This is a genomic window from Pseudoalteromonas sp. SG41-1 (assembly GCF_014164575.1).
Taxonomy (GTDB): Bacteria; Pseudomonadota; Gammaproteobacteria; order Enterobacterales; family Alteromonadaceae; genus Pseudoalteromonas; species Pseudoalteromonas rhizosphaerae.
This window is the reverse complement of sequence record NZ_JACJFL010000041.1, coordinates 1-12,033: the sequence shown is the minus strand read 5'-3', so window position 1 is coordinate 12,033 and position 12,033 is coordinate 1. Positions and strand designations below refer to the sequence as shown.

Annotated in this window: 13 protein-coding genes; all 13 read left to right on the top strand. The window is 40.4% G+C overall.

The features are described from left to right. Window positions 1–118: 118 nt before the first annotated feature. The 13 genes from H5203_RS17665 (at window position 119) to H5203_RS17605 (ending at window position 11,929) form a co-directional block, all read left to right on the top strand. Window positions 119–928, top strand: a complete 810-nt coding sequence (locus H5203_RS17665; RefSeq protein WP_182820042.1) for a sulfite exporter TauE/SafE family protein — start codon at window positions 119–121, stop codon at window positions 926–928. Between the two features lie 12 nt (window positions 929–940). Beyond that, a complete protein-coding gene (gene lgt, locus H5203_RS17660; RefSeq protein ID WP_145240923.1) occupies window positions 941–1,744 on the top strand; it encodes a prolipoprotein diacylglyceryl transferase in 804 nt (267 codons plus the stop codon). Between the two features lie 15 nt (window positions 1,745–1,759). Beyond that, complete coding sequence (locus H5203_RS17655) at window positions 1,760–2,611, top strand: thymidylate synthase (RefSeq protein ID WP_182820041.1); 852 nt, start codon at window positions 1,760–1,762, stop codon at window positions 2,609–2,611. A gap of 35 nt (window positions 2,612–2,646) precedes the next feature. Next, window positions 2,647–3,525 (top strand): UTP--glucose-1-phosphate uridylyltransferase GalU, encoded by an 879-nt coding sequence (galU, locus tag H5203_RS17650; RefSeq protein ID WP_145240925.1) that lies wholly within the window; start codon window positions 2,647–2,649, stop codon window positions 3,523–3,525. 121 nt (window positions 3,526–3,646) lie between these two features. Then, complete coding sequence (locus tag H5203_RS17645) at window positions 3,647–4,279, top strand: SPOR domain-containing protein (protein ID WP_257326304.1); 633 nt, start codon at window positions 3,647–3,649, stop codon at window positions 4,277–4,279. A 119-nt stretch (window positions 4,280–4,398) separates the two neighbouring features. Beyond that, window positions 4,399–4,992 carry a DUF4402 domain-containing protein gene (locus tag H5203_RS17640; RefSeq protein WP_145240927.1) on the top strand — a complete coding sequence of 198 codons (594 nt, stop codon included), beginning with the start codon at window positions 4,399–4,401 and terminating at the stop codon, window positions 4,990–4,992. Window positions 4,993–5,002: 10 nt separating this feature from the next. Then, window positions 5,003–5,473: a DUF4402 domain-containing protein gene (locus H5203_RS17635; protein ID WP_182757982.1), complete on the top strand. Its 471-nt coding sequence runs from the start codon at window positions 5,003–5,005 to the stop codon at window positions 5,471–5,473. Window positions 5,474–5,481: 8 nt separating this feature from the next. Beyond that, window positions 5,482–6,276 carry a molecular chaperone gene (locus H5203_RS17630; RefSeq protein ID WP_182757983.1) on the top strand — a complete coding sequence of 265 codons (795 nt, stop codon included), beginning with the start codon at window positions 5,482–5,484 and terminating at the stop codon, window positions 6,274–6,276. Window positions 6,277–6,301: 25 nt separating this feature from the next. Beyond that, window positions 6,302–9,247, top strand: coding sequence for a hypothetical protein (locus H5203_RS17625; RefSeq protein ID WP_145240933.1), 2,946 nt, complete (start codon window positions 6,302–6,304; stop codon window positions 9,245–9,247). A gap of 10 nt (window positions 9,248–9,257) precedes the next feature. Then, the gene (locus tag H5203_RS17620) at window positions 9,258–9,923 is read left to right on the top strand and encodes an SPOR domain-containing protein (RefSeq protein ID WP_145240935.1); all 666 of its coding nucleotides are present in this window, start codon (window positions 9,258–9,260) and stop codon (window positions 9,921–9,923) included. 51 nt (window positions 9,924–9,974) lie between these two features. Continuing rightward, window positions 9,975–10,568, top strand: coding sequence for a FlgO family outer membrane protein (locus H5203_RS17615; RefSeq protein WP_145240937.1), 594 nt, complete (start codon window positions 9,975–9,977; stop codon window positions 10,566–10,568). Between the two features lie 12 nt (window positions 10,569–10,580). Then, window positions 10,581–11,261: a FlgO family outer membrane protein gene (locus H5203_RS17610; RefSeq protein WP_145240939.1), complete on the top strand. Its 681-nt coding sequence runs from the start codon at window positions 10,581–10,583 to the stop codon at window positions 11,259–11,261. Window positions 11,262–11,269: 8 nt separating this feature from the next. Then, window positions 11,270–11,929 (top strand): FlgO family outer membrane protein, encoded by a 660-nt coding sequence (locus H5203_RS17605; RefSeq protein WP_145240951.1) that lies wholly within the window; start codon window positions 11,270–11,272, stop codon window positions 11,927–11,929. Window positions 11,930–12,033 lie beyond the last annotated feature (104 nt).

Here is a 12,033-nt window from a genome sequence, read left to right as displayed (position 1 = left end):
GTCGCTATAAATGGCTAATAACTTAACACGATTGGTATTACCAAAACGAGTGCTGTAAAGATTCGATATAATCGATTAGTATATGCATATAATAAATTCAATTTTATAAGAGTGTACGATGCATGATTTAGTTATCCTGATTATCAGCTGCGCGCTATTAGGTTGTGTGGTTGGTTTTTTAGCTGGGTTATTAGGCATTGGCGGCGGATTAATTATTGTGCCAGTACTGAGTTCATTATTAGTGCATTTTAATGTTGTTGCGGTTGATCATGTACTGGTTATTGCTATTGCTACCTCGCTTGCCTCTATTTTATTCACTTCAACGTCATCTGCATTAGCGCACCATAAGAATCAAAATGTGCCATGGGAAATTGCGCCTTGGGTTATGTCTGGCGTTGGACTTGGTGCTCTGATCAGTGGTTTTGCCGCGAGTTTAATTCCAGAACAGTTATTACGCATCGTTTTTGCTGTTAGTGTGGTGTTTATTGCTGCTCGTATGGTGTTGTCTGCTCGTAATAAACCTGTCGCGGTCAAACCTATGCCAAGAGGCCCAATTATTGGCGCTATTAGTGCAGTGATGGGCGGATTATCAGGTTTGATTGGTATTGGTGGCGGCGCATTGATTGTGCCGCTACTACATTATTTTTCAGTTGATATTAAAAAAGCCATAGGCTGCGCGGCAGCATGTGGCATTGTGATTGCGTTATTTGGCTCTGTGGGGTATATCTGCGCTGGTTGGCAAGTAACCGATTTACAACATGGCTTTGCAGGTTTTGTGTATTTACCAGCATTATTAGGTATAGTAATAACTTCGTGGTTTATGGCACCAATTGGAGCCAAAGCAACGCATTATTTACCTGTTTCAACGATAAAAAAAGTGTTCGCGGTGTTACTGGTTATTATCGCGCTTCAAATGGTTTTTAGTTAAGGTTTAATTTTTATGGCTCTTGAATTTCCAGACATCAATCCGATTATTTTCTCTGTCGGTCCTCTCAGCGTACGTTGGTACGGTTTAATGTATTTAATTGGTTTTGCTTTTGCGATGTGGTGGGCAAATAGGCAAGCGGCTAAACCTAACTCGGGGTGGACAAAAGAAGAGGTCAGTGATTTACTGTTCTACGGTATGTTGGGAGTCATTCTGGGTGGTCGGATTGGCTATGTACTGTTTTATCAATTTAGTTATTTTTTAGAAAATCCACTGTATTTATTTAGAATCGATCAAGGTGGTATGTCTTTCCACGGTGGCACTTTAGGGGTGATAACCGCTATTTGTGTGTTTGCCTGGACACGTAAAAAACAGTTACTTGCAGTGGGGGATTTTGTTGCTCCGCTAGTGCCGGTTGGCCTTTTAGCAGGGCGTATTGGTAACTTTATTAACGGCGAATTATGGGGTAGAACTACCGATGTACCATGGGCTATGGTATTCCCAACTGGTGGTCCACTGGCGCGTCACCCATCACAGTTGTATGAGGCATTTTTAGAAGGCCTAGTGCTGTTTATTATTCTGTATGTGTTTACAAAAAAGCCACGTCCAGCGGGCAGCGTAGGCGGATTATTTTTACTAGGCTACGGGGTATTTAGATTTTGCGTTGAGTACGTACGTGAACCCGATGCGCATTTAGGTTTATTTGGCGGCTTTATTTCAATGGGGCAAATATTGTCATTGCCGATGGTCATCGCAGGCCTAGGTTTGATAATATGGGCGTATAAAAAGCCACAGCCAGCTGTTGCCAGCAAAGCTTAATAAAAGAAGTTAACAATGAAACAATATTTAGAATTATGTCAGCGCATCGTTGATGAAGGCGTATGGGTTGAAAATAAACGTACAGGAACTCGTTGCTTAACGGTTATCAATGCCGAGCTTGAGTATGATGTGGCAAATAATAAGTTCCCAATGATCACTACCCGTAAAAGTTACTACAAGGCGGCGATAGCTGAATTGTTAGGTTATTTACGTGGTTGTAGTAGCGCTGCGCAATTTCGTGACATAGGTTGCATGACTTGGGATGCTAATGCCAATGAAAACCAAGCATGGTTAAATAATCCGAACCGCCAAGGTGAGGATGACATGGGCCGAGTATATGGCGTACAAGCTCGTGATTGGCAACGCCCTGATGGCACTGCGTTAGATCAGTTGAAAAAAGTCATTGATAATTTAAAAAATGGTGTGGATGACAGAGGCGAGATCATCACTTTTTATAATCCGGGTGAATTTGAGTTAGGGTGTTTGCGCCCATGTATGCACACGCATACTTTTTCGCTTCTTGGCGATACGCTTTATTTAACCTCGTATCAGCGTAGTTGTGATGTGCCACTTGGTTTGAACTTCAATCAAATTCAATGTTTTGTATTGCTTGCACTGGTCGCGCAGATCACTGGCCACAAAGCAGGTAAGGCCTATCATAAAATCGTTAATGCCCATATTTATGAGAACCAACTGGAATTAATGCGCGATGTGCAGTTACAGCGTGAGCCATTTGCATCACCTACGTTGACGATTAATCCAAATATTAAATCACTCGAAGATATCGAAACGTGGGTCACCCGTGATGACTTTGAGGTAAATGGCTATCAATGCCACGATGCAATTAAATACCCGTTTTCAGTGTAACAATTAATAAGCATCATAGTTTTAAGGAGAGAATAATGAAAGCAGTGATCCCAGTTGCAGGACTTGGCACCCGTATGTTGCCAGCTACTAAAGCTATTCCAAAAGAGATGTTACCGATTGTAGATAAACCCTTGATTCAATATGTAGTTAATGAAGCGGTTGCTGCGGGTATTAAAGAAATTGTATTAGTGACTCACTCTAGTAAAAACTCTATTGAAAACCATTTTGATACCAGCTTTGAGTTAGAAGCAACGCTAGAGAAGCGGGTTAAACGTCAGTTACTTGCTGAAGTACAAGCTATTTGTCCAAAAGATGTGACAATTATTCACGTTCGCCAAGGTGAAGCAAAAGGGTTAGGGCACGCAATAAACTGCGCTGCGCCGATTATTGGTAACGAACCGTTTGTGGTTATTTTACCAGACGTAATTATTGATGACGTTGAAAGCGATCTTCAAAAAGATAATTTAGCTGAAATGATTACTCGCTTTAATGCAAACGGCGAAAGCCAAATAATGGTTGAGCCTGTGCCTATGCAGGATGTTGATAAGTTTGGTGTGGTCGATTTAGGCGACGTAAAGCTTGAACAAGGGCAAAGCGCAGCGATCCTTAATATGGTTGAAAAACCTCCTGTGCATAGCGCACCATCAAATTTGGCTGTGGTAGGTCGTTATGTGCTAAGTAAAAATATTTGGCCATTACTTGCAAAAACTCCCGCAGGCGCCGGCGACGAAATTCAGTTAACAGACGCAATTGCTATGTTGATGGAAAAAGAATCTGTTGCTGCTTATGCGATAAAAGGGCGTAGTCATGATTGTGGTAGTAAGTTGGGCTATTTAAAAGCTACTATTGAATTTGCACTGCGTCGTGATGAATTTAAAGATGAACTAAGTGATTTTATTAAAACCTTAGTTTAAGCTCATTTATTGAGCCTAACTTATAAAAGTGCCTTAGTGGCACTTTTTTATTGCTTAAAAATCCTGAAACTGGCACTGACTTTGCTTATAATATGGCATTATTTATTTTTGATGCTAACAGATGATGTGTTTTAAAAAGCAAGCTTGGTATACCACAGTGTTGGTTACAGCAACTGTCTGGCTTAGTGGGTGCAGTAGTATTAATGCTAACCCGGTGGAACAGCAGCCTGCATTAATTTCTGATCAACAAGTCAAAGAGTATGTTCAGCAATGGCACTCGCAACAAGAGAGTATTACTCGTTTAGCTGCGATGGAGGAAGACTTGCAACTATTAATAATGGCACTTTCCTCTCAAACTGATATTGCAGAAAACCCAGCGGTGCTTCGCGAAGATAATGTTACGGTGGCTCATTATGCTGAAAAAATACAGACCCCTGATACTGCTAACTCCTCAAAAACTATCGAAAACCGCCCCCAGCCACTGTATAACAATTCACTGCCAGGCGCGCAACTTGGGCTGTATTTAAAACCGCAAAGAGTGAGAACACAAATAACAAAGTTACAGCAGCAATATCCACAGGCATTTAGCCAATTAGATTTTGTAATGACTGAGCGTCAAAATAAAGGTGTTACCATGTATGGGTTACGAGTTGGGCCATTTCAAAATTATACTGAGGCCAATCTATTTTGTTCTTTAGCGCAAAGTTTAGGCCAAAAATGCCTGAGTGCTCCGTTTGTTGGTGAGCCACTTTAACTAAGCCAATTATTTATCTGATTTTTATGTAATTAATCTTAAAGTAATTGTTCTAATTGCCGATAAATCTTATGATAGGGGCTCTTTATGGTAATGCCCCATTTTTATAAGGATTTAATATGAAACGATCTCTTGCTATTATTAGCGCTTTTTCTTTAATTCACTCTTTTCCTACATTAGCGACAAGCGCTGACTTTTCTGCAACAGTTAAAGTACAAAACACTGTTGTTTTAAGTAAGGGGGAAGATCTTAGTTTTGGTACTATACGTGCTGTAGCACAAGCTGATGGCGTCAAATTTGCGACACTGACAATTAACCCCAACCCTAATGCAGCAATTAAAACCACTAAAAATGATGACGGAGATGCTTTAATTTCAGTCATTGAAGAAGGTTCACCTGCTACTTTTACAGTGTCAGATGTAGTACCTAATGCGGCACTTACTATTACTAAACCAGGCACAGGAAGGCTTGAATCTGCATCAAAAGGAGCGGGTGAGCCGCAATTCTCAATTGATGGTTGGAAGTTCTTTATTACTAGTGGACCAAACATAAACACGGCTTATGACGAGACAACGCCAAACTTAATCGCCAGTGAAAAAGGTGAAGTTGAATTTGCTATTGGTGCCACATTGTCTACAGATAACTTAGTAACAACAGTACCTTACAAAGATGTTGAATACACAGGTACTTTCCAAATCGAAGTCGCTTATTAAATCGCTTCTAGTGCGACTTTTACCTTATGCAGTGGCTGTAAGTATTTTAATTTACAGCCCTAACCATTTCGCAAATACCATAGAGCAACAGTCGCTTGATTTTGGCACGTTAGTCATACCAAGTAACAGTAATGTTAGTTCCGTGATAATCAAAGCGAACGGTGACATAAATACTATGGGTAAAATTTATGTACTAGAGAAAGGACGACCTGCTGAGCTATTACTAACCAATTTTCCTGCACATACAGAATTAACTATGCAATTAGTTAATTCTGTAACCTTACAGCACAACGCACAGGGTAGCAGCAGCGCCGATTTTGAAGTACGTCTTAATGGCTTTCCAAAATCTACCATCACTGATGATTTAGGTGAGGCGAAAGTGTTTATTGGCGGCACATTAATAACAAAACCTAGTAGTAAAAGTTATTCAGATGGCGACTACTCCTCAACTACTAACCTAGAAATTTCGATTGACTACTAAGGACTGATATGTTCAATAAATTAACAGTGATGTGTGTGCTACTAACAGCATTTTTTAGCCAAATGGCCATGGCAAACTTATTGATTTCACCTACCCGTGTTACTTTTGATGAACGCCAGCGTAGTGCTAAAGTCACGGTGATCAATAATTCTGATGAACAACGAACGTATCGAGTAGTTTGGAGTGAAAAACAAGCTTTACCAGGTGGGGGTTATAATAATTTAGCGCAAGTGACCGAAAACAGTTTATCGCCAATGACACGTTTATCCCCTAAGCAAGTGACCTTAGCAGCAGGTGAAAAACAAACCGTTAAAATTGCAATTCGAAAGCCAAAAGATTTGCAGCAAGGCGAATACCGCTCGCACTTATTATTTCAAGCTCTACCTAACGAAAATAAAGAGCAAAAATCAGGAATACAGATCAACATGATTATGAGCTTTAGTATTCCCGTTGTTTACCGTGAGCAGCCAGAACAACCTAATGTTACGATCACTCAGGCAAAGATTATAAAAAATGCCAATCAGACCAAGCCAAAAATTCAAGTTCAACTGCAACGACATAACAACTTTAGTAGTTATGGAAAACTCAGCGCTTATATAAAAACAGCATCAGGCGAGAATGAGAAAGTGGCTGAAATTAGCAATTTAAGCCTGTATCCAGAAGTTGATACTACCATTGCAACACTGAGCCTATTTAAAGATAAACAGCTGCCAACACAGGGCAGTATTTTCCTAGATTATCAAGGTGCTGAAGAATATAAAGGGGTTGATTTTGCTTCATACACACTCGCTATTGGGAAATAATCTTAAGCGTTATTAAGCGAATAAAGTGATCCGTATATTTACTCTTGGGCTTTTATTTTTAAGCTCAATGAGTTTTGCTAGTGCTGTGCAAACTGCTGATGTGTTGCGCACACTTAAAGCTATTCAAACTAAATTAAATCAACCGCACCCGAAAGTGAGTGCACAGCAGCCCGTTATAGCCGAACACAGGCAACCTGCAGCACAGCGCATTGCCGCCGGTGAATTTTTACTCTTTTCGCTGCACTTAAACGGTGAATATCTTGGTGAAGCATTTGCGATTAAAAGCGAACAAGGTGTGTTATTGGGGTTATCGGGTTTAGTCGAAATATTACAACTGGCTATTAATGTTGATATTGTAAATGGCACCGCTTCAGGTTGGTTTATCAATGAAGCAAACTTATTTACACTAAATGCTACTGAACCTAAACAATTAATTTTTAATAATCAAGTCGTTACGCTATCTTCGCAGCAACTACTAATTGATGATGATATTTATATTGATGCGGCCGTTTTACAGCGCGCCTTCTCAGTTGCTATTATCCCTGATTATGCGAATTTAACGCTAGAGCTTACAACGGAGCAATTGTTTCCTGTTGCTGCGCAACAACAAAGGCAAAAGCGTTTGTTTAACAACCAGCGTAAAGGGGATAACCAACCTACACAACCTTGGAAGGCTAGTCCCTATCAGGCGGTTTCAATGCCAGTGGCTGATTTACAGCTAAATTATCGTCGTGATAATGATAGCAGCCGTACAAGTTATTCATTATTAGGCGCACAAGATTTTGCGTACCTTTCAGCAGAATATTTTTTAGCAGGACGTGAACAAGATTTATTGACTGACTCTCGGCTGACATTCTCTAAACAAGATGTTAATAACAGCTTACTCGGTGTTTTTGCAGCCAGCGAGTTGGAGTTTGGTGATATCACTGCAACGCAAGTAGGTAGTCGTTATAACGGTCAATATGGCCGTGGTTTTAAGTTTTCAAATTATCAGTTAGATCGCAAAATAGATAACAATCGGATTAATCTCACAGGCGCTATCCAGCCTGGTTGGGATGTTGAGCTTTATCGTAATGGCATTTTAATTGAACAACAGTTAAGCCTTGCAGATGGCCGTTATATATTCGATAGTATTGATTTACTGTATGGTGAAAATAACTTTGAGTTGATCTTTTATGGTCCTCAAGGGCAAGTTGAACGCAAAACAGAATATTACTTTATTGACGGTAATCAATTGGCGCAAGGAGAAGCTGCATACGAAATATCAGTATCAGAGCAAGGTAAACGATTACTAGGAAGTGAAAGTAATTCACAACAAAGTGGCTGGTTAGCGGCAGGGCGATACGAACGTGGTTTGACTGATAATATCGCGATTTACACCGGGGCTATGGCGCAAAAGCGTGAGGACGATGAATTTTATCAATTTGCTTTTGGCACTAATATCAACTTGTTTGAAAGAATGTTGATTAATTTAGACTACGAGCAAAATAACCAACAACAAAATGAATTAGAACTCACAGCAAGAACCCAACTGGCCGATCAATCACTGCTGTTTACCGTTACAGATCGCTCGGATCAACAGCAAGACTTGCAAAGTTATCAATTCGATATGTCGGGTGAGTTGATGCAAAATCGTTATGGTCGTCTTAATTATCAAAACAACTTTTTATTGCAGCATTCAAGCTCAGGTCGCGACCTACAACAAGCTTATAATCGTTTTAATTATAGTTACTCAGGCTTCTCTGTGAACAACCTATTGCAATGGCAAAATGTAAATGAGCAAAGCAAAGTATATGGGGCAACCCGTGTGCAAGGACGAATAGGGCGTTTATATAGCCGTTTTGGTTTTGATTATTTATTATCGCCAGACAGTGATATTTTAAGTTACCAAGCTGAATTTAATCGCAGTATTACTGCAAAGTTACAAGCCGAGCTCACACTTAAAAATACCCTAAATGAGAATATCCAATCAGCGGACTTGGGCCTTAATTGGCAAAATGATGATTTTAATTTAAGCAGCACCATTAACTACGACAGTAATGATAATTGGCTTTTTAGTTTATATAGCCGTTTTAGTTTTGGTTATGACGCTGAAAATAATCGCGCCTTTATGTCAAACCGCAGTCTAACCAGTACCGGTAGTCTACTGGTTAAAGTATTTTTAGATCAAAATAACAACGGCATTATGGATCCTGACGAGCATGGTGTTGCTGGTATAAAAGTAAAAGGGCTGCAAAATTATCGCCAAGCAATAACCGATGAAAATGGCATTGCATTGTTAACCTCAATGCCAGCTAATCGCACCACAGATATTGTGCTTGATAGAGACAGCTTCCCCGATCCGTTTTTTGTGCCTGCCAATGAGGGCTTTTCAATCACGCCAAGAGCAGGATTTATTGAATACATGGATTACCCGCTAAATAACGCCAGCGAAATTGAAGGGGTGGTGTATCAGCAGCAAGGGGATCACACTTATGTGCAGCCTTATGCAAAAATAACCCTATTAGATCAAAACGATAAAGAAGTTGCCAACACCCAAGCGGCTTATGATGGCTATTATTTGTTTACCGACCTACGGCCAGGGCAGTATCGGGCTGTGGTTGACGATAGCTTTAAAGAACGTAAAGCATTAAAAAACACCCAGCAAGTAACAGTTGATTTATCAGCAAAAGGGGATGTGTTGGTTGGGGTTGATTTTACTTTAAAATCACTCGAAGAAGTGTCGGGGACTATTGTTAATGCGGGGAATTTTTCATCGTTAATGATGTTAAAGGCATACTTACGTTTGATAAGCCCGCGCTTAAAATTACAACAGCAAGACGTGTTTTATATTCATGACCAACAGCAAAGTAAGTACATACTCGCTTTAGCATACGCTAAGCAAGTACAGCCTGAATTTACGGATCTTTGTCAGTCATTAATAAAACAAAGATTGAAGTGTGATATTGAACAACGAACAATACTTCATTAAAGGAATAGCAATGAATATCAAACAATCGTTTAGTGTAATTCAATCAGCCGTATTAATAATGAGTTTAATTATATTATCTGGCTGTACCAGCACGACGGATAGCGCGCAAAAAAGTACCAGCAGCACAGCTGAAACTAATCATGAAACCTATGTGCAGATCACGCAACAAGAGCTACAACAGTTACAAACTAGCTCTGCACAGTGGCAAGCGATTAAACCCGATCTCGAACGGTTATTACTGATTGAAAGTGATTTGAATTTATTGATAGCACAGTTAACCGCGATAGCAAATGATGACGAGAATACAGGTAACAATAGCCATTCATCTGCTGCCTTGGCATCACAGCAAGTACCGTTAGATAGGCCTGCGCAATCTATAGCAACACAGTCAAACATAACTAACAACGCGCTTTTTGCGCTGCAAATTATTGCGGTCACTCAACAATCGCAATTAGCTCCAAGCTGGCAAACAATTCAACAAAAAGTACCGAGTTTATTGTCAGATAAATTTACCACCAATGTCGAAACTGCTCAGGTAAAAGGCATGACTTATTACCGCTTAAAAATCGGGGCATACCAATATCAAAAAAACGCCCAAGCTGATTGTGATAAATTAAAGCTACAACAGCTCAACTGCATGGTGACTCACTACACCGATAACCCAATAAAATTATAAATAGGCATAATACTTGCTTTGTTATTGCCATGTTTAGTGAGGATGGCAATTATGCGCCTTTTGTTATGTTTATTATTGCTGAGTCTAACTGCGTGTAGTTTAACGCAAGAAAAACCGCCAGCACCAAGTACCAATGCCCCAAAAGCAACAATGGCACCTTATACTGTGCATCAGTATGTGAGCGACTTGAGTAGTCAATTGAGCCATGTGCAAGGGCCGTTTAAAAGCTCTGCACGGATTGCCGTTACTAGCTTTTACTTAGCCAACGCGCTAGATAGTGAGCTGGCACAAGGGCAGGGCGCTGGGCTGAGTCAGCAAATTCAAGAAAGCTTACTTACTCAGTTTACCCAACTTGGCTATAACACTATTGAATATCGCCTTGAAAAACACCTTAATTTAGCCAGCAACGCAGATGGTATATTAAGTCGCGACATTAGCAAATTACGCCAACGTCAGAATATTGACTTTGTTATCACGGGTACCTTAACACGGCAACAACATGCCTATATAGTTAACGCCCGTATGGTAAATACGCAAGATAGCCGCGTTGTATCTGCCGCCAGTACAGAGATCCCCATAAATGTGATGTGGGGCGATGAAAAAATACAACAGCGCGACGGTTATATTTACCGCAGCGAATACTAATTAGGAGCTCTCATGAAACGCTTAATATTAACTTTATGTTTGCCACTGGGTTTTGGTTGCGCGCAAATGATGGAACCGGGCAAAACAGCACAAACTGATAACTCTGCGCAGTTAGAGGGTGATCAAAGAATGGTTGCTGCTCCTGGGCAAAATAATACATTTTATCAAAACAATATTCCAGTGATGAACGATAGCAGCCAAGTCACAGTCCCAACACGTAAAAATATTAATCATTATGTACGTGGCATAATGCAAGATATGGCTGAAAATTTACAATACGTAAATACCAAAACGCCGCTGGCCGTATCAAGCTTTATTTTTTTAGATGATGATTACAACGACGGCACATTGTTAGGTAATCAAATCGCCGAAAGTTTTATGCACGAGCTACACAGTTTTGGTGTACCGGTGATCGACTTTAAAACCACCGACTATATGCGTGTTACTCCCTCTGGCGACTTTGTATTTAGTCGCGATTATTTAGAGCTAAGTAAAGATCAAAACTTCAACTACGTACTGGCGGGCACTATGGTAAATCACCAAGGTGGTGTATTAGTCAATGCCCGAATTATTGGTTTAACAAGTAAGGCAGTAGTTGGCTCTGCACAAGGGTTTATTCCGCAATCCGTTGTTGATGCACTCGACAGTAGCTATCGCACTGATGGCGTAATGCTAAAACAAGTGAGTAAGTGAGGCCAATGATGAGTAAGCTAATCCACAGCGCTAAATTATTAACCGTAGGGGGTGTGATCAGCATTCTCAGCGCATGCAGTATGACCAATAATACGGCTGAGCCTGTACAAAGTACGACTAGCCGATATGACCTTACTCAAATGCTAAAACAAGTACAAATGAATAGTGCCGAGCCACTTGATAACTCAGCGCAGTTTAGTCCTAACAAACACCATAAAACACTGGTTAATTATGTAGAGCAAATGGCGTTAGACTTAGTCGACACAATGCAAACAGAGCTTGATACCTCGATTGCCGTTACTTCATTTGTAGATTTAGATGCCAGCCTTAATAACAGCAGCCAATTAGGCAACCAGTTATCAGAGAGTTTTATTCATCAACTGCAAAAATTTGGTTATGGTATTGTTGACTTTAAAACCACCGACCAAATAACTATGAACCCACGGGGTGACTTTGTATTTTCACGCGATATAGAGCAGTTAGCGGATCAACGCATCGCCAGTCATGTGTTATCAGGCACCTTGATCTACCGCAGCAACGGTGTTGAAGTAAACGCCCGTATTATTGATATCACCAGCAAACGCGTAGTTGCCAGTAGCAACAAAATACTGCCTTATTACGTACTCAACAACGCCGATATTCACCTACAACGCGCGAGTATTAACTAGCATCGTTATAAAATCCATTTAACTGCTTGATTGTAAATAGGATAAACCGTTATAATTTCCTAGCACCTAGCACCTAGCACCTAGCACCTAGCACCTAGCACCTA